The organism is Streptomyces sp. NPDC001513 (assembly GCF_042894695.1).
Classification (GTDB): Bacteria; Actinomycetota; Actinomycetes; order Streptomycetales; family Streptomycetaceae; genus Streptomyces.
On the sequence record NZ_JBIAVU010000008.1, the window covers coordinates 372355 to 392785 of the forward strand.

Annotated in this window: 17 protein-coding genes; 11 read left to right on the top strand and 6 right to left on the bottom strand. The window is 72.8% G+C overall.

Annotated elements, in window-relative coordinates; genetic code table 11:
• Positions 1–111: 111 nt before the first annotated feature.
• The 6 genes from scy (at position 112) to ACFYZ4_RS20240 (ending at position 9798) form a co-directional block, all read left to right on the top strand.
• Positions 112–4668 (top strand): polarized growth protein Scy, encoded by a 4557-nt coding sequence (gene scy, locus ACFYZ4_RS20215; protein WP_390784485.1) that lies wholly within the window; start codon positions 112–114, stop codon positions 4666–4668.
• Between the two features lie 196 nt (positions 4669–4864).
• Positions 4865–5803, top strand: coding sequence for a cellulose-binding protein (locus ACFYZ4_RS20220; protein ID WP_351293249.1), 939 nt, complete (start codon positions 4865–4867; stop codon positions 5801–5803).
• Between the two features lie 104 nt (positions 5804–5907).
• Entirely contained in the window at positions 5908–6930 is a 1023-nt protein-coding gene (locus ACFYZ4_RS20225) for an ABC transporter ATP-binding protein (protein ID WP_351583614.1), read from the top strand.
• 2 nt (positions 6931–6932) lie between these two features.
• Positions 6933–7703, top strand: coding sequence for an ABC transporter permease (locus tag ACFYZ4_RS20230; RefSeq protein WP_351293263.1), 771 nt, complete (start codon positions 6933–6935; stop codon positions 7701–7703).
• 146 nt (positions 7704–7849) lie between these two features.
• The gene (locus tag ACFYZ4_RS20235; RefSeq protein WP_390784486.1) at positions 7850–8965 is read left to right on the top strand and encodes an ABC transporter ATP-binding protein; all 1116 of its coding nucleotides are present in this window, start codon (positions 7850–7852) and stop codon (positions 8963–8965) included.
• A complete protein-coding gene (locus tag ACFYZ4_RS20240; RefSeq protein WP_351293240.1) occupies positions 8962–9798 on the top strand; it encodes an ABC transporter permease in 837 nt (278 codons plus the stop codon). Before ACFYZ4_RS20235 ends, ACFYZ4_RS20240 begins: the two co-directional genes overlap by 4 nt.
• Positions 9799–9834: 36 nt before the next feature.
• On the opposite strand, the gene ACFYZ4_RS20245 is transcribed toward ACFYZ4_RS20240, so the two are convergent.
• Positions 9835–10161: a hypothetical protein gene (locus ACFYZ4_RS20245; RefSeq protein WP_030009607.1), complete on the bottom strand. Its 327-nt coding sequence runs from the start codon at positions 10159–10161 to the stop codon at positions 9835–9837.
• Positions 10162–10390: 229 nt separating this feature from the next.
• Here ACFYZ4_RS20245 and ACFYZ4_RS20250 point away from each other — a divergent pair, with 229 nt between their 5' ends.
• On the top strand, positions 10391–11422 hold the full coding sequence (locus ACFYZ4_RS20250) for an LLM class flavin-dependent oxidoreductase (RefSeq protein ID WP_351293237.1): 1032 nt from the start codon (positions 10391–10393) through the stop codon (positions 11420–11422).
• 16 nt (positions 11423–11438) lie between these two features.
• Here the strand turns inward: ACFYZ4_RS20250 and ACFYZ4_RS20255 are convergent, their stop codons facing one another.
• Complete coding sequence (locus ACFYZ4_RS20255; RefSeq protein ID WP_030660337.1) at positions 11439–11831, bottom strand: SCO5389 family protein; 393 nt, start codon at positions 11829–11831, stop codon at positions 11439–11441.
• Positions 11832–12050: 219 nt separating this feature from the next.
• Here ACFYZ4_RS20255 and nucS point away from each other — a divergent pair, with 219 nt between their 5' ends.
• Positions 12051–12722 (top strand): endonuclease NucS, encoded by a 672-nt coding sequence (gene nucS / locus ACFYZ4_RS20260; RefSeq protein WP_030708169.1) that lies wholly within the window; start codon positions 12051–12053, stop codon positions 12720–12722.
• 85 nt (positions 12723–12807) lie between these two features.
• Here nucS and ACFYZ4_RS20265 read toward each other — a convergent pair whose 3' ends face one another.
• From ACFYZ4_RS20265 to ACFYZ4_RS20275, 3 genes are all read right to left on the bottom strand, one after another.
• Positions 12808–15330: an ATP-binding protein gene (locus ACFYZ4_RS20265; protein WP_390784487.1), complete on the bottom strand. Its 2523-nt coding sequence runs from the start codon at positions 15328–15330 to the stop codon at positions 12808–12810.
• A gap of 192 nt (positions 15331–15522) precedes the next feature.
• Positions 15523–15846, bottom strand: a complete 324-nt coding sequence (locus ACFYZ4_RS20270; RefSeq protein WP_030153791.1) for an STAS domain-containing protein — start codon at positions 15844–15846, stop codon at positions 15523–15525.
• Between the two features lie 177 nt (positions 15847–16023).
• Positions 16024–16872, bottom strand: coding sequence for a 3-hydroxyacyl-CoA dehydrogenase family protein (locus ACFYZ4_RS20275; protein ID WP_351293230.1), 849 nt, complete (start codon positions 16870–16872; stop codon positions 16024–16026).
• Between the two features lie 274 nt (positions 16873–17146).
• On the opposite strand from ACFYZ4_RS20275, the gene ACFYZ4_RS20280 reads away from it, so the two are divergent.
• Positions 17147–17719, top strand: coding sequence for a cob(I)yrinic acid a,c-diamide adenosyltransferase (locus ACFYZ4_RS20280; protein WP_390784488.1), 573 nt, complete (start codon positions 17147–17149; stop codon positions 17717–17719).
• 64 nt (positions 17720–17783) lie between these two features.
• Here ACFYZ4_RS20280 and ACFYZ4_RS20285 read toward each other — a convergent pair whose 3' ends face one another.
• Positions 17784–18356 carry a hypothetical protein gene (locus ACFYZ4_RS20285; protein WP_390784489.1) on the bottom strand — a complete coding sequence of 191 codons (573 nt, stop codon included), beginning with the start codon at positions 18354–18356 and terminating at the stop codon, positions 17784–17786.
• A gap of 162 nt (positions 18357–18518) precedes the next feature.
• On the opposite strand from ACFYZ4_RS20285, the gene ACFYZ4_RS20290 reads away from it, so the two are divergent.
• Entirely contained in the window at positions 18519–19703 is a 1185-nt protein-coding gene (locus ACFYZ4_RS20290; protein WP_390784490.1) for a sensor histidine kinase, read from the top strand.
• Positions 19700–20353, top strand: coding sequence for a response regulator transcription factor (locus tag ACFYZ4_RS20295; protein WP_351293219.1), 654 nt, complete (start codon positions 19700–19702; stop codon positions 20351–20353). The genes ACFYZ4_RS20290 and ACFYZ4_RS20295 overlap by 4 nt, the downstream gene beginning before the upstream one ends.
• The last annotated feature ends 78 nt before the right edge of the window (positions 20354–20431 follow it).

A 20431-nucleotide genomic window follows, 5' to 3' on the forward strand; every position in this document is an offset into this window, starting at 1 on the left:
TGTGACCCCTGCCCCGGTATCTGACACCATTCCCCCGGGGGCGTCGTTCAGCGGGCGAGCGATGCTCATTTGGGAGTGAGCTTGCGACCAGGGGACGGATGGGACCGCGCTGTGCGGGGCTACGAAAGCCAGGAGAGCCATCAGGCCGGGGCCGACCATCTCTCGCGCTTCGAAGCCGAGATGGAGCGGCTGAAGAAGGAGCGCGGGAAGGCCGTCCAGCACGCTGAGGACCTGGGATACCAGGTCGAGGTGCTGCGCGCCAAGCTTCACGAGGTACGCCGATCTCTGGCGTCCCGCCCCGCCTACGACGGCGCGGACATGGGATACCAGGCGGAGCAGCTGCTCCGCAATGCCCAGATCCAGGCCGACCAGATGCGCTCCGACGCCGAGCGCGAGCTGCGCGACGCCCGGGCGCAGACCCAGCGCATCCTCCAGGAGCACGCCGAGCACCAGGCGCGCCTGCAGGCGGAACTGCACGCCGAGGCCGTCAACCGCCGCCAGCGGCTGGACCAGGAGCTCAACGAGCGCCGCCAGACCGTCGAGGCGCACGTCAACGAGAACGTGGCGTGGGCCGAGCAGCTGCGCGCCCGTACGGAGTCCCAGGCGCGCCGGCTCATGGAGGAGTCCCGCGCCGAGTCCGAGCAGTCCCTGAACGCCGCCCGCGCCGAGGCCGCCCGGGTCGCCGAGGAGACCCGGCGCCGGATGGCCGCCGACGCGGAGGCCGCCCGTTCGGAGACCGAGGCCACGCTGCTGCGCGCCCGCAAGGAGGCCGAGCGGCTGCTGACCGCCGCCTCCGCGCAGGCCCAGGAGGCCACCGAGCACGCGGAGCGGCTGCGCTCCACCACCTCCGCCGAGGCCGAGCAGACCCGGCAGCAGACCATGAACCTCGGCCGGGTGGCCGAGTCCCGCGCGCAGGAGGCCGAGTCCGCGCTGCGCGAGGCCCGGGCCGAGGCCGAACGCGTCCTCTCCGAGGCCAAGGAGAGCTCGGCCCGCCAGCTCGCGTCGGCGGAATCCGTCAACGAGCAGCGCACCCGCACCGCCAAGGAGCAGGTCGCCCGGCTGGTCGGCGAGGCCACCAAGGAGGCCGAGGCCCTCAAGACGGAGGCCGAGCAGGCCCTCGCCGACGCCCGCGCGGACGCCGAGCGGCAGCGCACCGAGGCCGGCGAGCAGGCCCGTACGGCCGCGGCCGAGGACATGGCGGCGCAGCTGGCGAAGGCCGCCCGCACCGCCGAGGACGTACTGAACAAGGCCTCGGAGGACGCCCGGGCCACCACCCGGGCCGCGTCCGAGGAGGCCGAGCGGATCCGCCGCGAGGCCGAGTCCGAGGCCGACCGGCTGCGCCTGCAGGCCGCGACCACGGCGGACGAGCTCAAGGGCGCCGCGAAGGACGACACCGAGGAGTACCGGGCCCGCACGGTCGAACTCCAGGAAGAGGCCCGGCGGCTGCGCGGCGAGGCCGAGCAGCTGCGCGCCGAGGCCGTCGCCGAGGGCGAGCGGATCCGCGGCGAGGCCCGCCGCGAGGCGGTCCAGCAGATCGAGGAGGCGGCCCGGACCGCCGAGGAGCTGCTCGGCAAGGCCAAGGCGGACGCGGACGAGCTGCGCGGCGGGGCGACCGCCGAGAGCGAGCGGGTCCGCGCCGAGGCCGTCGAGCGCGCCGGCACCCTGCGCAAGCAGGCCGAGGAGACCCTGGAGCGGACCCGCGCCGAGGCCGAGCGGCTGCGCGCCGAGGCCGAGGAACGGGCCGAGGCCGTACGCGCCGAGGCGGACGCCGCCGCCCTCGCGCGGCGCGAGGAGACCGAGCAGACGGTGGCCGCCCGGCGGGCGGAGGCCGACGAGGAGCTCGTACGGCTGCACACCGACGCCGAGGGCCGGCTGACGACGGCCGAGCAGACGCTGCGCGACGCCCGCGGGGCGGCGGAGAACATCCGCCGGGAGACCGTGGAGGAGACGGACCGGCTGCGTGCCGAGTCGGCCGAGCGGATCCGCACCCTGCAGGCGCAGTCCGAGGCGGAGGCCGACCAGCTGCGCACCGAAGCGGCGCAGGACGCCGGGCGGGTGCGCGCGGAGGCCGAGCAGGTCGCCGTACGGCTGCGCGGCGAGGCCGAGGCCGAGGCCGAGCGGGTGCGCTCGGAGGCGCAGGAGACCGCGGACCGGCTGCGCGCGGAGGCGAAGGCGGCGGCCGAGCGGGTCGCCGAGGAGGCCGCGGAGGCCCTCTCCGCCGCGCAGGAGGAGGCTGCCCGGCGTCGCCGGGAGTCCGAGGAGACCCTGGCGTCGGCCCGGACGGACGCCGAGCAGGAGCGGGCGCAGGCCCGCGAGCAGAGCGAGGAACTGCTGGCGCAGGCCCGCAAGCGCTCCGAGGAGGCGCAGGCCGAGGCGGTCTGGCTGACCGAGGAGGCCGAGCGCCGCGCGTCGGAGCTGGTGTCGGCGGCGGAGGCCACCGCCCAGCAGGTGCGGGACTCCGTGGCCGGGCTGCACGAGCAGGCCGAGGAGGAGATCGCCGGGCTGCGCAACGCCGCCGAGCACGCGGCGGAGCGTACGAAGACGGAGGCCGAGGAAGAGGCCGGCCGGGTCCGTTCCGACGCCTACGAGGAGCGGGAGCGGGCCACCGAGGACGCCAACCGGATCCGCAGCGAGGCGCGCGCCGAGACGGACGCGGCGAAGGCGCTGGCCGAGCGGACGGTCGGCGAGGCGATCGCCGAGGCGGAGCAGCTGCGCGGCGACACCGCCGAGTACGCGCAGCGGGTGCGTACGGAGGCCACGGACGCGCTGGCCGCGTCCGAGCGGGACGCGGCGCGCACCCGGGCCGATGCCCGTGACGACGCGAACCGCATCCGCGGCGAGGCGGCGGAGTCCCTGGAGACCGCGCGTACCGAGGGCGCCCGGATCACGGCCGACGCGACGGCGGAGGCCGAGCGGCTCACCGAGGCGACCCTCGCGGCGAACGCGGCCACGGTCACCGAGGCCGAGGCGGAGGCCTCGCGGATCACGACCGAGGCGGCGCAGGCGGCGGAAGCCGCCCGCGTCGAGGCCGCCGGCACCCTGGACGAGGCCCGCGCCGAGGGCAACCGGCTGCGGACCGAGGCCGCGGAGCAGATCGACCGGCTCATCACCGAGGCCTCGGCGGAGGCGGACCGGCTCATCGAGGAGACCCGGGCGGCCAACGAGGTCACCGTGGGCGAGGCGACGGCTCAGGCCGAGCGGCTGGGCGCGGACGCGGCACGGTTCAAGGCGCAGGCGGGCGAGACCCTGGCGAGCGCCGAACGCGACGCCGCGAGGATCGTTCTCGACTCGCGTGCCGAGGGCGACCGGCTCATCGAAGAGACCCGTGTGGCCAACGAGGCCACGGTCGGCGAGGCGGCGGCGGAGGCCGAGCGGCTGCGCGCCGAGGCGGCCCGGGTCCTGGACGACGCCCGCGCGGACGGCGGCCGGATCATCGGCGAGGCCACCGCGGAGGCGGACCGCGTCACCGTCGCGGCCAACGAGACGCTGGCGAGCGCGGAGCGGGAGTCCGAGCAGACGCTCGACGAGGCGCGGGCCGAGGCGAACCGCCTGCGGACCGAAGCGGCCGAGCAGGCGGACCGGCTCATCTCCGAGGCCGCGTCCGAGGCGGAGAAGCTCACCGAGCGGACCCGCAAGGACAACGAGCGCACGGTCGGCGAGGCGGCCGGCGAGGCCGAGCGGCTGCGTGCGGACGCGTCGGAGGCGCTGTCCTCGGCGCAGGAGCGCGCGACCCGTACCCGCTCGGAGGCCGAGCGGGTCAAGGCGGAGGCGGCGGCCGCGGCGGAGCGCATCCGCACGGAGGCCCGTACGGAGTCGGAGCGGCTGCTGGACGAGGCCCGCGAGGCGGCCAACAAGCGCCGCAGCGAGGCGGCGGAGCAGGTCGACCGGCTCATCACGGAGGCTTCCGCGGAGGCCGACAAGCTCACGGGCGACGCGCAGCAGCAGGCCCTCGCCGCCACCACGGCGGCCGAGGAGCAGGCCGACGCGATGGTCGACGCGGCCCGCAAGGAGGCGGCGCGGATCAGCTCGGAGGCGACCGTCGAGGGCAACTCCACGGTGGAGAAGGCCCGGACGGACGCGAACGAGCTGCTGATCGGCGCGCGCACGGACGCCGCTGCCATAAGAGAGCGGGCGGAGGAGCTGCGCGGCCGCGTCGAGGGCGAGGTCGAGGAGCTGCACGAGCGGGCCCGCCGGGAGTCGGCCGAGCAGATGAAGTCGGCCGGCGAGCGCGTGGACAAGCTGGTGCGGGCGGCGACCGAGCAGAGCGTCGAGGCCGAGGCGAAGGCCAAGGCCCTGGTGTCGGACGCGAGCAGCGAGGCGAGCAAGGTGCGCATCGCGGCGGTGCGCAAGGCCGAGGCGTTGCTCAAGGAGGCCGAGCAGAAGAAGGCGGAGCTGGCCCGGAAGGCCGAGAACGCCCTCGCGGAGGCCGAGGCGGAGGCCGAACGCCTCGTCGACGAGGGCCGCCGTGAGCTGGAGGTCCTGGTGCGTCGGCGCGAGGACATTCAGGCGGAGATCTCCCGTGTCCAGGACGTTCTTGAGGCGTTGGAATCATTCGAGGCGCCTTCGGGCGGCGGGAAGCCGGCGGTCGGCGGCCAGGGCGCGGGGGGCGTGAAGGCCGGAGCGACCGCAGGATCCACTCGTTCGGGTGGCAAGACGTCAGAGGGCTAGCAAACGCGACGGGGATGTGTCCACCTGATGGAGGTTCAGGCGAACGAGTGACAAGCATTCTGTGGCCTTGCCACTCAAAAGGGGTGTCATTGTCCAGATCAAACGCGGATTGACTCGATGACACGCCGCTCGGGCGCCTAGGATTCCCCTTAACACCTCACGTAGCACCTCATCGGTCTCATTCGACAGGAACCCCATGAGCGACACTTCCTCCCCCTTCGGCTTCGAGCTCGTGCGGCGTGGTTACGACCGTGGTCAGGTGGACGACCGCATTACCAAGCTGGTCTCCGACCGCGACAGCGCCCTTGGACGTATCAACTCTCTGGAAAAGCGGATCGAGGAGTTGCACCTCGAGACGCAGAACGCCCAGGCCCAGGTGAACGACGCCGAGCCGTCGTACGCCGGTCTCGGCGCCCGGGTCGAGAAGATCCTTCGGCTGGCCGAGGAGGAGGCGAAGGACCTGCGCGAGGAGGCCCGTCGCGCGGCCGAGCAGCACCGCGAGCTCGCCGAGTCGGCCGCCCAGCAGGTGCGCAACGACGCCGAGTCGTTCGCCGCCGACCGCAAGACGAAGGCGGAGGACGAGGGCGTCCGCATCGTCGAGAAGGCGAAGGGCGACGCGTCGACCCTGCGCTCGGAGGCCCAGAAGGACGCGGCCTCCAAGCGCGAGGAGGCCGACGCGCTGTTCGAGGAGACCCGTGCCAAGGCGGCCCAGGCCGCCGCGGACTTCGAGACCAACCTGGCCAAGCGCCGTGAGCAGTCCGAGCGCGACCTGGCCTCGCGTCAGGCCAAGGCCGAGAAGCGCCTCGCCGAGATCGAGCACCGCGCGGAGCAGCTGCGCCTGGAGGCCGAGAAGCTGCGTACGGACGCGGAGCGCCGCGCCCGGCAGACCGTGGAGACCGCGCAGCGCCAGGCCGAGGACATCGTGGCCGACGCCAACGCCAAGGCGGACCGTATCCGCAGCGAGTCCGAGCGCGAGCTGGCGGCGCTCACCAACCGCCGTGACTCGATCAACGCGCAGCTCACCAACGTCCGCGAGATGCTGGCGACGCTCACCGGTGCGGCCGTCGCCGCGGCCAACCCGATCGTGGACGACGAGCCGGTCAGCCGCGGCGTCCCGGCGCAGCAGAGCCGCTGAGCGACCGGCGGGCCGAAACCCGTCGCACACGCTTGACCCGACCGAGGGCCCTGCGTCACCTGTTCGAGGTGGCGTAGGGCCCTCGGGCGTTCTAGCGTGGCCGCATGATCGAGCTAGAGGGACTTACCAAACGATTCGGCGCGAAGACCGCCGTGGACCACCTCAGCTTCCAGGTCCGACCGGGGGTGGTGACCGGCTTCCTCGGCCCCAACGGGGCAGGGAAGTCCACGACCATGCGCATGATGCTCGACCTCGACAATCCGACCAGCGGGACGGTCCGGATCGACGGGAAGCACTACCGCGAGCTGCCGGAACCGCTGAAGCACATCGGGGCGCTGCTGGACGCGAAGGCCATGCACGGCGGCCGCAGCGCGTACAACAACCTTCTCTGTCTGGCCCAGTCGAACGAGATCCCGCAGAGCCGGGTCGACGAGGTGCTGGACCTGGTCGGGCTGACGGCCGTGGCCAAGAAGAAGTCCAAAGGATTTTCGCTGGGCATGGGCCAGCGACTGGGAATCGCCTCCGCACTGCTGGGTGATCCGGAAATCCTGATGTTCGACGAGCCCGTCAATGGTCTGGACCCGGAGGGAATTCTCTGGATCCGCAATCTGATGAAGGGCCTGGCGGCGGAAGGACGGACGATCTTCGTGTCCTCCCATCTGATGAGTGAAATGGCGCTCACCGCAGACCATTTGGTCGTCATCGGTCAAGGGCGGCTTCTGGCCGATCTTCCGATGGCCGATTTCATTCAGCAGAACTCCCGCAGTTACGTCCGGCTGCGCTCCCCGCAGCAGGAACGGCTCAAGGACGTCCTGCACGACGCCGGGATCAACGCCGTCAGCGTTCCCGCCACCGGCACGCTGGAGATCGACGGAGCGAGCGCGGAACAGCTCGGCGAGCTCGCCGCCCGGCACCAGATCGTGCTGCACGAACTCAGCCCGCAACGGGCCTCACTGGAAGAAGCGTTCATGCGCATGACGGCCGACTCCGTCGAATACCACGCCCACGCGCCGGGCGCGCCCGGCGCCCCGGTCCCGCCGGGCATGGCCGCCGACAACCCCGCCCGGCCGGCCGACGTCCCCGCCTGGGGCGCCGGCTACGAGGCGACCCGCAAGGGCGGCGAGTGACCATGGCCTACACCGCCGTCCTCAAGTCCGAGTGGACCAAGATCCGCACGGTCGCCTCCACCAGCTGGACCCTCGCCCTCGTCTTCCTCGTCACCGCCGGGTTCGCCGCGCTGTTCAGCGCCACGTTCGACAAGAACAATCTGGACCCGGCCCAGCAGGCCACCTTCGACGCCACCGCGATGAGCTTCGCCTCGATGCAGTTCGGCCAGCTCGCGATGATCGTCTTCGGTGTGCTGGTCGTGAGCACCGAGTACAGCACGGGCATGATCCGCACCTCACTGGCCGCCGTACCCCGCCGCGGGCACTTCCTGCTCGGCAAGATGGCGGTGGCGACGACGCTGGCCCTGGTCGTGGGGCTGCTGACCAGCTTCGTGTCGTTCTTCCTCACGCAGGCGCTCCTGGGTGACCTCGGCATCGGCGTCGGCGAGGAGAACGTGCTGCGCGCCCTGATCGGCGCCGGACTGTACCTGGCGCTGCTCGCCCTGTTCTGCATGGGCGTGGCGACCATGCTGCGCAGCTCGGTCGCCGCCATCAGCATCCTGATCCCGTTCTTCCTGATCGTCTCGAACCTCCTCAACGGTTTCGAGGCGACCCGTACGGTCGGCCAGTACCTGCCGAGCAACGCCGGGGCCCGGATCATGCAGGTCGTACCCAACGCCTTCGGGTCCCCCGAGACCCCGTACGGACCGTGGGGCGGCTTCGGGATCATGGTCCTCTGGACGCTGGCCGCGGTACTCGGGGGCTACGCCGTCCTCCGCAAGAGGGACGCCTGACCTCCTGCCGGCGTACTACGGGAGATCCCCGGGTCGGTCTCAGGGGCAGCTCAGGGATCCGGCCCGGGACGGAACCACAGGAAGCTCGTTATCCTCTTAATCCTTACGCGGGCGAAAGTCGTCCCGGCCTGGTAAGGGGCAGCAAGATGATCGAGGCAGTCGGCCTGACCAAGCGCTACGGCGCCAAGACCGCCGTCGACCAGCTGTCCTTCCAGGTCAAGCCGGGTCACGTCACGGGATTCCTGGGGCCCAACGGCTCCGGGAAGTCCACCACCATGCGCATGATCCTGGGCCTGGACCGGCCCACCTCTGGTCATGTCACGATCAACGGCCAGCCCTTCCGGGACCTCCCGAACGCCCAGCGGCACGTCGGGGCCCTGCTCGACGCCAAGGCCGTGCACGGCGGCCGCCGGGCCCGTACGCACCTGCTCTCGATCGCCCAGCTCTCCGGGATCCCGGAGCGGCGGGTGGACGAGGTGCTGGCCGTGGTCGGGCTCCAGGACGCCGCCCGGCAGCGCACGAAGGGCTTCTCGCTCGGCATGGGACAGCGGCTCGGCATCGCCACCGCCCTGCTCGGCGACCCGCAGGTGCTGCTGTTCGACGAACCGGTCAACGGGCTCGACCCCGAGGGCATCCTCTGGGTCCGCAACCTCATGCGCCGGCTCGCCTCCGAGGGCCGCACCGTCTTCGTCTCCTCGCACCTGATGAGCGAGATGGCGCTGACCGCCGACCACCTGATCGTGATCGGGCGGGGGCGGCTGCTGGCCGATATGGGCACCCAGGAGTTCATCGCCCACAACTCGGCCGGATTCGCTCGGGTGCGCGCGGCCGACACTGATCCGGATGGCCGGGAGACACTGGGTACGACCCTCACCAAGGCGGGCGGCCGGGTGCTCCAGGAGCCCGACGGAGCACTGCGCGTGACCGGTCTGGAGCTGCCCCGCATCTCGGACCTCGCGCACGGGGCCGGCGTACGGCTGTGGGAGCTGTCACCGCACCACGCCTCGCTGGAGGAGGCGTACATGCGGATGACCCAGTCCGCCGTCGAGTACACCTCCACCGAGGACCCGCGGGCCGAGCTCTGGGAGCCCGAACCGCTGACCCTCCCCGCGTGGGAGGAGGAACCGACGGCACCGGAGGTCCCGCAGAGGGGCTTCTTCGCGCCGCCGCCGCCCGCAGCGGGCGGGCAGCCCTTCCTCATGCCGAGCAATCCCGGCGAGCTCACGAGCACCGCCAAGAAATCCCCCGAGGACTCACGATGACCCCGACGACCACGACGCCGGAGCGGCCCCGGAGCTACAGCTCCTCCCTCCCCACGCCGCGGCCGCACCTGGGGCACGCGGTGGCCTCGGAGTGGACCAAGCTGGTGTCCATCCGCTCCACCCTGTGGACGCTGGGCTCGCTGGTGCTCATCGTCGTGGGCGTCGGGCTGTTCTTCGTCTCGCAGACCTCGGACGAGGACTACGCGGGGATCACCTTCACCACGCCCGCCCTCTTCGGCCTGCTGGTCGGGGAGATCGCCGTGATGGTCCTCGGCGTGCTGACCATCACCTCGGAGCACGGCACCGGGCTGGCGCGGACCACGTTCACCGCCGCCCCGGACCGCTTCCGGGTGCTCACCGCGAAGTACCTCGTCTTCAGCGTCACGGCCCTGATCACCACCGCGCTGTCCGTCTTCGTGGTCGGGATCGCCGCCGCGCTCGTCCACGACGGCGCCGCGGCCGGCTCGCACGCCGCCCAAGAGTGGTTCGGCGCACTGCTCGGCTGCCTCTACGTCACGCTGCTCGGCGTGCTCGCGCTCGCGATCGGCGCCCTGGTGCGGCACTCCGCGGGGGCGATCGCCGTCATGCTCGGCCTGGTCACGCTGCCGCCGGTGATAGGGGCCATGCTCAGCGGCTGGGAGGCCGTGGCGCCCCTCGGGCGGGCCATCCTCCAACGCAACGTGCCGGTGGCGCTGAGCCAGCTCTTCGGCATGCGGGAGGGCGGCGACCTGGGGGCGGAGCCCAGCACCCTGTCGCACGTGCTGCTCATCGTGCTGGTGACGGGCGCGGCGGTGACCGCCTCGTACCTGTCGGTCGGCCGCCGGGACGTCTAGGACGCCCGGGGTCTTCCGGTACTCGGTACCCGGTACCTAGTACCTCGGCGCGTTGCGGGACCGCTGCACCTTCGAGGTGCGGCGGTCCTTCGCGTTCCAGCAGGCCTTGTGCCAGTGGCGGCGGTCGTCCACGCCGCCGTACTCCGGCCAGGCCACCAGGTGCGGGGTGCCCGAGGGGATCTCCTGGTCGCAGCCGGGGCAGCGGTAGCGCTTGCCGGCCGCGCTGGCGCCGGCGACGTGCCGGACCTTCCAGTCCTCGCCCTGGTACTCCTCGGTGCGCTCCAGCCCGTAGCGGTCGAGGCCGGTGCTGGGGCGTTCGTCCGGGGTCTCGCCGCCCCTGGGGCGGTTGTTGCGCGGTGACACGTATACCTCACGGGAGGGCGGACGGCAGTGACTTTCTCCCAGACTACGCGCAGCGAGGCCGGGTACCCGCAGGGTGGCTGAGGAAGGCTGCGGTCCGAAGAGGAATGGCCCGACAATCCCAATAACTTTCCTGTCAGCCCGTGCCTTTGGCACGTGTCAGACGTTGTTGCCATAGGAAGAACCGGTCCACCTGGGGGAGGCCGCGTCAGCCGCAAGGAGGGTAAAGGCGATGCGCGTAGGAGCGTTTGTACTGGCGGCCCAGTTCCCGGGCCAGGGACAGGGAGAGGCACTGCACCGGGCGGTGCGGACCGCCGAGGTGGCCGAGGAGGCCGGGCTCGACTCGGTCTGGCTGGCCGAGCACCACTTCGTCCCGTACGGGGTCTGCCCCTCGGCGGTGACCCTGGCGGCCCTGCTGCTGGGCCGGACCCGGCGGCTGCGGGTGGGCACGGCGGTGAGCGTGCTGCCGAGCACGCACCCGGTGGCCCTCGGCGAGCAGGCGGCACTGCTGCACGTGACCTCGGGCGGCCGGTTCACCCTGGGGGTCGGCCGCGGCGGGCCGTGGGTCGACCTGGAGGTGTTCGGGGGCGGTCTGGACTCGTACGAGAACGGTTTCCCGGAGGCCCTGGACCTGCTGCGGCGCTGGCTGACGGAGGCCCGGGTGGGAGCCGCCGGCGAGCGGTACGGCTTCCGCGAGGTGGCCGTCGTACCGCGGCCGTCGGAGGCCCTGGACGGGGACGGCTCGGGGCCGGAGGTCATCGTGGCGTGCACCTCCCCCGCCTCCGTACGGCTGGCCGCGCAGCGGGGGCTGCCGATGCTCCTCGGCATGCACTGCGGGGACGAGACCAAGGCGGAGATGGTCGCGCTGTGGCGCGGCACGGCGCTGGCGGCGGGCCACTCGCGGGAGCACGTGGCCGGCGCGGGACACGTCTCCGCCGGGGTGTGCCAGCTCGCGGACCGCACGGCGGACGCCCGCGAGACCCTGCTCAAGGCGATGCCGGGCTGGCTCAAGCAGGGCCTGGACGCGCACGTGACCGTGGACGGACGCGTGCGCGCGATGCGGGATCCGGTCGCGTACACGGAACTGCTGTGCGACCTGCACCCGGTGGGCACCCCGGAGGTGGCGGCGGACCGGCTGGCGGCCACGTCCGCACGGACGGGGATCACGCGCTTCGCCCTCCTGACGGAGGGCTCCGGCGATCTCGCCGCGACGGAGGAGAACGTACGACGACTCGGCGTCGAGGTCCTGCCCCGCCTCGGCTGAGATCTACCGGACCTGCTTAGCAGTCCCGCAGTTCGGGCGACTGGTTGAGCAGCTGACCGCGGATCGAAGTGAACTTGGCCAGCCGGTCGTCCACCGAGGGGTCCAGCGGGAACACCGCAACCCGGTGACAGTTCTGGAATGCCAGGCGCACTCCGAAGTGCCGCTGCAGGGCACCCCGTATCGCGTCACTCGCGAGGGCACGCAGCAGCTGCCCTCGCGCCTGCTCGTCGGGCGGCGGCGTCTGGTTGTCGGCGAACTGTCCGCCGTCCACCTTCAGCTGGGCCACCAACGAGCTGATCATCTCCCATGCGTAGGGCAGGGAGGTCCGGACGCAGTCGACGAAAGCGGCTTCGTCGACCTCGCCTCGCTCGGCCTGTTCGAGTAGGGCCGGTGAGACGTCGAGCGACATGGGTTCTCCTCTCGCGACCCCGGCGATTGGGTTGCCGGAGTCTTACGGGCAGGGAAGGAGGTCGCGACGCAGAGTGCACGCTCCGCCACCTCCCGCTCACCACGGTAGGCGCCCCATGGGTGGCGCACCAGGAGAATGCGCATACAACGCGCCATCCGCGAAGGGGGCTTTCAGGGGCGAATCGCGTGGAGGCCTTCTCGTCGAGTAGCGTTGCCGACCATGCGTCTCGTCATTGCCCGCTGCTCCGTCGACTACGCGGGCCGGCTCACCGCCCATCTGCCCTCGGCACCCCGTCTGATCCTCGTGAAGGCCGACGGCAGTGTCTCGATCCACGCGGACGACAGGGCGTACAAACCGCTCAACTGGATGTCGCCCCCGTGCACCCTCAAGGAGGGGAGCGGTGATGACGCCGGGGTCTGGACGGTCATCAACAAGGCGGGCGAGAAGCTCATCATCACCATGGAGGAAGTCCTCCACGACTCCTCCCACGAGCTCGGCACCGACCCGGGGCTCATCAAGGACGGCGTCGAGGCACACCTCCAGGAACTCCTGGCGGACCGCATCGAAACGCTGGGCGAGGGCTACACCCTGATCCGGCGCGAGTACATGACGGCGATCGGTCCGGTGGACATCCTGTGCCGGGACGCCTCCGGCGCGACGGTGGCCGTGGAGATCAAGCGGCGCGGCGAGATCGACGGCGTCGAGCAGCTGACCCGCTACCTGGAGCTGCTCAACCGCGACCCGCACCTGTCGCCGGTCCGGGGCATCTTCGCCGCCCAGGAGATCAAGCCGCAGGCCAAGGTGCTGGCGACGGACCGCGGGATGGACTGCGTGGTCCTGGACTACAACGCGCTGCGCGGCATCGAGGACGACAAGCTCCGCCTGTTCTGATTCCCGGCCCCACCCGGGCTGCCCGACCGGCCCACCGCCCACTGACGCAACGGCTCCGTCCCCGAGGGGACGGAGCCGTCGGCGTTCACGGGCCCGCGGTGGGCGAGGCGGCGGTGGCCGTGACCACCTGGGTGGCCGTCGGCGACGGCTCGGTGGTCTCGGTCGGCGTCGGGGACGGCCCCGCGGTGGTCGGCGGGGGCGAAACGGACGACGGCGGCGGGGAGTTCGGCGGCGTCGCGGACGGGCGGCGCGACGGGGTCCGGCCCGGTGTGCGGCCCGGGGTCGGGGCGGCGGCGCTCTGTCCCGGCTGCGCGGCCTCCGACGCGGGGGCCGAGGCCGCCGGCGGCTCCGGTGCAGGATCGTTCCCGCTGCTGCCCCGCGCGGTCGACGGGACCGCGGCCGACGGGGTCGAGGAGACCGCCGGGCCCTGCTCCGGCGGCGTGTCGTCCGAGGAGCCCAGCGCCAGAGCCACGACCGTGCCCAGCGCCACCACCGTCAGGGCTCCCGCCCCGGCCAGCAGCACCAGCCGGCGCCGGTCCGGCGCGGGCGCGGGCTTCGGGGCGGCGAGCGCCACCGGCTTGGGCGACAGCGGGAAGGCGTCCTCGAACACCTCCGACAGCGTCGTGGGCGGCTCCGCGCTCCGGTTCACCGGCACCACCGGGGTCATCCGCGTCACCGCCTCGGCGGAGACGGGGCCGACCGGGACCACGGGGGCGATGCGGGTCGACGGGGCCGGTCTGTTCGCGGCCGGGGCGGCCTTCGTGAGCGGCGCGGTCGGGGCGGCCTTGGCGAGCGGCGCGGTCGGGGCGGACGAGGCCGCCGGAGTGGCCGGGGTGCCCGACGTGGCCGGGGTCACCACCGTCAGCGCCTCCGAAGCCGCCGCCAGGGCGGCCGGTGCCTCCAGTCGCAGCGGCGGCGACGCCGCCACCGCCGTCTCCCGGTCCACGACCAGCGCCAGCGCGCGCCGCCCGGCCACCGTGCCCCGCTTGTCGGCCAGCGCGCCGCGCAGCCCGATCGAGGTCTCCAGCTCGGCCCGCGCCCGGTCCAGGCGCCCCTCGCACAGGGCCAGCACGCCGAGCTCGTGGTGGAAGTACGCCTGCTCGGCGACCTCCCCCGCCTTGCGCGCGGCCTCCGCTCCGGAGCGCAGCACCCGCTCCCACGCCTCCCAGTGCAGCGAGCCCGCGAAGGCCGGAGCCGCCGTCCGTGCCAGCAGCACCGCCGCCACCACGTCGGCGCCGGCCAGCGCCGCGAGCACGGCGTCCGCCTCGGCCGCGACGCGCTCCGGGGTCACCGAGGCGTGCCCGGTCCACCAGGCGTAGTGCCGGGCGGCCGTACGGGCCTCCTCCGCGGCGGTGTCCCCGTACCCGACCTCCTCCAGCTGGCGTGCGACGCCGGCGGCGAGCCGGTGGCGCGTCCCGACGGGCGTCAGCAGCCCGCAGGCCAGCAGCTCCGCCACCGCCGTGTCGGCGTGGGTGTCCCCCACCAGGGCCGGCAGGTGCGCGTGGTGCGGCAGCTCCCCGCCGAGCGCGCAGGCGATCCGCAGGGCCGCCCGCGCCGACTCGCTGACCCGCGAGGCCAGCAGCTCGGCCGGGGCCGCGCCCTCGGCCAGCGTCGGCAGCGGCACCTGCACGCGGTCGCGCGGGCGCTCGTCGAAGACGCCGGGCTCCTCCTCGTCGTCTTCCTCGGCGGAGTGGTTGAGCTCGTCCCGCTGCCGCAGCAGCGCCGCGGCCTGTACGAAGCGCAGCGGCAGCCCCTCGGAGGCGAACCGCAGGTCGCCCGCCCAGGCGGTCTCCTCGTCCGTCAGCGGCCGTCCGACGCCCGCTTCGAGCAGTTCCACGCAGTCGGCCTTGGCCAGCCCGGTGAGGAAGACCTCCTCGATGTGGGAGTCGTCGGAGGGGGAGCGGGTGTCGGGGGTCGTGGCGAGCAGGTAGGCGCATTCGGGGGTGGCGCGCAGCAGTTCGTCGAGGGCGGGACCGCCCATCTCCAGGTCGTCCAGGAGGACGATGGCGCCGATGTCCCGTACGCGGGCGAGGAGCTCGTCCCGCTCGGGCCGCTCCCCCGGGGCCTCGTACACGGTCGCGTAGAGCGTCTGGAGGAGTTCCGCGGGCTGCTGGTGCCCGTATCCGGAGAGCCGTACGACGCCGTCGGGCGCGAGGCCCGCGCACCGGGCGGCGACCGCGTCGAGCAGCACGCTGCGGCCGGACCCGGAAGGTCCGGTCAGCCGTACGGACCGGCCCCGTGCCAGCAGGCGGACGAGGCGTTCCTGTTCCTCTTCGCGGCCGAGCAGGGGGCGTATGAGGCCGCCGGGGCCCGGCAGGGCGGGTACCCGTGCCGCGGTCTCCCGGGCCGTACGGGCGGCCGCGTCGCGCTTGGCGGGGCGGCCCCGCTCGGTGCCGGGGCGCAGCGGCTCGATCTCACTGCCGTCGACCGGGTTGACGGTGAGGGTGAAGTCGCCCGCGGTCAGGGTGACGACCCGTGCGGGTCCGTGGGCCGTGGGCGCGGCGGTCGTGGCGGACGGGGCCGGAGCCTGCCCGGATCCGGGCACGGGCGGCGCGGAGCCGCCTGCGGACTGCCCATCCTGTTCGGTCTGCCCTTGTGTACGGTCCATGACCCAGTCCCCCGATCGCGGGCCGAGCGCCTCGCCGTCGTACCGCCCGGCCTCGGCGCACCCGCGGTAGCTCCTGGTCCGGTTTCCGCCCGAACCCTAGACCGTGGCCGGTGGTGCGGGAAACCGCAGGGGGGCGATCACCACCGGACCGTTACGTTTCCGCAGGAAATGCAAAGGTCAGAGGCCTGCCGTTCAGACGCGGGGCAGGGACTCCGCCTCCAGGCCGCCCTCGATGGCGAGGATCCGGTGCAGGCGCGTCGCGACGAGCAGCCGCTGCATCTGGGGCGGCACCCCGCGCAGGACGAGGCGCCGGCCGGTCCGGCCGGCCCTCCGGTGCGCGCCCATGATCACGCCGAGGCCGGTCGCGTCCCAGGAGTCGAGCCCGGTGAGGTCGAGCACGAGGTCGCCGTGACCGTCGTCGAGGGCGGTGTGGAGGGCCGTACGGGCGTCCGCCGCGCTGCGCACGTCGAGGCGGCCCCCGACAGCGAGTTCGGCGTGGTCGCCCCTGATGTGCATGTGTACTCCCGGCAGTACTGCGTACGTATGGTCCGACTGGTCCGTGGTCGGCAACTCTCACTTCAACTGACTGCCCCACGGGCAGGGAAGTTGCCGACCGTGAGCGAACCGATACCTAATTCACCCTGAGGGGTGAACGGGATATTCGAACGGTGGTGCTCAGTGGCTGGACCGGCCTCAGTGCTTGTAGAAGCCCTGGCCGCTCTTGCGGCCGATGTCGCCCGCGTCCACCATCCGGCGCATGAGCTCCGGCGGCGCGAACTTCTCGTCCTGCGACTCGGTGTAGATGTTGCTGGTGGCGTGCAGCAGGATGTCGACGCCCGTGAGGTCGGCGGTGGCCAGCGGCCCCATCGCGTGGCCGAAGCCCAGCTTGCACGCGATGTCGATGTCCTCGGCGGACGCCACGCCCGATTCGTAGAGCTTGGCGGCCTCGACGACCAGCGCGGAGATCAGACGGGTCGTCACGAAACCGGCGACGTCGCGGTTGACGACGATGCAGGTCTTGCCGACGGACTCGGCGAACGCCCGCGTCGTGGCGAGGGTTTCGTCGCTCGTCTTGTAGCCGCGCACGAGCTCGCACAGCTGCATCATCGGGACGGGCGAGAAGAAGTGCGCGCCGACGACCCGCTCCGGACGCTCCGTCACGGCCGCGATCTTGGTGATCGGGATGGCGGAGGTGTTGGAGGCGAGGATCGCGTCCTCGCGGACGATCTTGTCGAGGGCCCGGAAGATCTCGTGCTTGATCTCGATCTTCTCGAAGGCGGCCTCCACGACGATGTCCACGTCGGCCACCGCTTCGAGGTCGGTGGCCGTCGTGATGCGCGCGAGCGCCGCCTCGGCGTCCTCGGCCGTCAGCCTGCCCTTGGAGACGAACTTGTCGTACGAGGCCTTGATCCCGTCCGTGCCACGGGTCAGCGCGGCGTCGGTGACATCGCGCAGTACGACGTCCCAACCCGCCTGAGCGGAGACCTGAGCGATCCCGGAACCCATCAGTCCGGCACCGATGACGGCGAGCTTCCCAGCCACTGCACACCCCACGTTCTTCAAATGACCAGTCTCGAAATACGGCACGGCCTCGTAGCCACTCCGGCGGAGACTAGCGCCCGGGCGGTGCGCTGTGACCGCGAAGTAACACGCGTCACGTCTCAGATGACGGACATCACACCGGTACGGCCCAGCACCCCTGCCCAGCCCTCCAGTTCACCCGTCCTCTCCCCCGTCCTCGCTCCCGTCCCCTCCCCGTCCCCTCCCCCGTCCTCCGGCCCGGCGCGGCCGGGGGCGGTCCGTCTACGCTGGCCGCATGGTGAACCTCACGCGCATCTACACCCGCACCGGCGACTCGGGCACGACCGCCCTCGGCGACATGAGCCGCACGGCCAAGACCGACCAGCGGATCTCGGCGTACGCCGACGCCAACGAGGCCAACGCGGCCATCGGGACGGCCATCGCGCTCGGCGGGCTGCCGGCGGAGGTCGTGAAGGTCCTGGTCCGCGTGCAGAACGACCTGTTCGACGTGGGCGCCGACCTGTGCACGCCGGTGGTCGAGAACCCGGAGTACCCGCCGCTGCGGGTGGAGCAGTTCTACATCGACAAGCTGGAGGCGGACTGCGACCTCTTCCTGGAGCAGGTGGAGAAGCTGCGCAGCTTCATCCTGCCCGGCGGCACCCCCGGCGCGGCCCTGCTGCACCAGGCCTGCACGGTGGTCCGGCGCGCCGAGCGCTCGACGTGGGCGGCGCTGGAGGTGCACGGCGAGGTGATGAACCCGCTGACCGCCACCTACCTGAACCGCCTCTCCGACCTCCTGTTCATCCTGGCCCGGGTGGCCAACAAGGAGGTCGGCGACGTGCTGTGGGTGCCGGGCGGCGAGCGGTAGCACCCGGGGACCCGCGCCGCCGCCGGCCGCCGCGTGGGGGCCACCCCCCGTGGCCCCCGTAGCGCTATCGGTCGGTCTTCGCCAGTACGGTCCGCTCTTCCCCGCCCGCGGGGGCCTTTTTCGGCCAGATCGTGTAGGCGACGGCGACCAAGGCGTGGATGCCGACCGCGCGCAGGGCGCCGAACTGCCACGCCTTGAGCGAGCTCACGTCGCCCGCGTCTCCCACGTACCAGATGGCCACCTGGAGCAGACCGAGGGCGACGGCGGCCGCGACGACGGTACGGACCCACAGCTTCCACTCGTGCACGGCCCGCGCCTTCCCGTACCCGGCGCCGGCCGGCTTGGGGCCCCCGGCCAGCCGGTGCGCGGCGTGCCCGTCGAGCCACTTGATCGTGTAGTGGCCGTAGGCGACGGTGTAGCCGATGTAGAGCGCGGCCAGACCGTGCTTCCAGTCCGGCTCGGCGCCGTTCTTGAGGTCGAGCGTGGTGACCACCAGCAGGACCAGCTCCATCAGGGGCTCGCACAGCAGGACCGCCGCCCCCAGCCGGGGCATCCGCGCGAGGTAGCGCAGGGCCAGTCCGGCCGCCAGCAGCACCCAGAAGCCGACCTCACAGGCGATGATCAGCGCGACGATCATGGGACTCTCCGTCCGCTCGGTTCTCCGTTCCCCTCCAGACTCCCGTCCGGCCGGGCCCGTTTCGTCGTCGCCATTGACCATGTGGGCCTGCATCCTTCGATGTAGCCGCACCTCGGCCCCTCCGCCGACGTGCGCGGCCCGCGCACCCTGTTGGATGGGACCGTGATCGAGAAGAGCCTGCGCCCCCACCGTGACGACGTCTTCCTCGCGGTGGTCAGCACGGCCGCGGGCCTGGCCTTCTGGTCGCTCGGCGTCTACAGCAGCCCGAGCCGGGACCTGTTCCCGGCCTGGGCGGCCCTGGTCCCCCTGGCGGCCCTCGGGGCGATGGAGCTGCTGCGCCGCACCGCGCCGCAGGTGACCCTGGTCGTCGGCACCCTGGGGGTGATCGCCGACCAGTTCACGGTCGGCAGCCTGGCCACCGTCGTGATCTTCACCGATCTGATGTACGCCGCCGTCGTGTACGGGAAACCGGCCATGGCCCGGCGGCTCCCGGTCACCACCGGCCTGATCACGGTCGTGGTCACCATCGCCTCGCTGGCCTGGCTGCGCACCCCGCAGGCCCTGCTGATCGGCACGATCACCGGCATCGTGAGCTTCGCCCCGGCCCTGACCGGCGCCACCCTGCGCAACCATCGCGAGGCCGCCGAGGCGGCCCGGCTGCGCGCGGAGCAGACCGCGCTGCTGGCCGAGATGGACCGCAGCCAGGCCGTGGCCGCCGAACGGGCCCGGATGGCGCGGGAGCTCCACGACATGGTGGCCAACCACCTCTCCGCCATCGCCATCCACTCCACCGCCGCGCTCTCCATCGACACGGCCGCGACCAGCCGCGACGCGCTCGGTGTGATCCGCGAGAACAGCGTGCAGGGGCTGGCCGAAATGCGGCGTCTGATCGGGCTGCTGCGGGATGCCGGCGGTGACCAGGAGCCGGTCGCCGTGCCCTCGCTGCACGGCCTGGACGCCCTGATCGCGCAGGCCCGCACCAACGGCTCGGCGAGCGGGCTGGCGTTCGTACTCCACGACGAGCGGCCGTCCGGGGAGCCCGCGGCGGCCCCGGTGGAGCTGGCGGCGTACCGGATCGTGCAGGAATCGCTCACCAACGCGCTCAAGCACGCCGCCCCCGGCACGGTCACGGTCCGCGTGGCGCACACGGACGGGCTGCTGACCGTGGGGGTGGACTCGCCCTACGGGGACCGGCCGGGCCCCCGCGCCCCCGGCTCCGGGGCCGGGCTGATCGGCATGCGGGAGCGGACGGAGCTGCTGGGCGGAGCATTCACGGCGGGCCGGTCCGGCGCGGTGTGGCAGGTGCGGGCGACACTGCCCGCGAAGGAGAAGGCGGTGGAGGCATGACCATCCGGGTGGTGGTGGCGGAGGACCAGAGCGCGGTGCGGGCCGGGCTGGTGCTCATCCTGCGCAGCGCGGGGGACGTCGAAGTGGTGGGCGAGGCCGGCGACGGGGAGGAGGCGGTGCGCCTGGCCCGGGAGCTGCGGCCGGACCTCGTCCTCATGGACGTGCAGATGCCCCGGCTGGACGGGGTGTCCGCGACGCGTCAGGTGGTCGCGGAGGGGCTGGCCGACGTCCTGGTGCTGACCACCTTCGACCTCGACGAGTACGTCTTCGGGGCGTTGCGGGCGGGGGCCGCGGGCTTCCTCCTGAAGAACGCGGACGCGGCGGAGCTGATCGAGGCGGTACGGACGGTCGCGCGCGGGGAGGGCCTGATCGCACCGGCGGTGACCCGGCGGCTGATCGCCGAGTTCGCGGCGCCCCGGCCGGCGCGGGCCACCCCGGCACCGGAGACGGCCGCGGCGGTGGCCTCGCTGACCCCGCGCGAGCGGGAGGTGCTGAGCGCGCTGGGCGAGGGCCTGTCGAACGCGGAGATCGCCCAGCGGCTGGAGATGGCGGAGGCGACGGCGAAGACGCACGTCAGTCGCCTGCTCGGCAAGCTGGAACTGCGCAGCCGGCTCCAAGCCGCGGTACTGGCACAGGAGTTGGGGATATAGCCCGGGCTCCGGGCGGCCGTGCGCGTACCGGTCTGGACCTCTTGACGGTTGGTCCAGACCTTTCTACGCTCGCCGCAA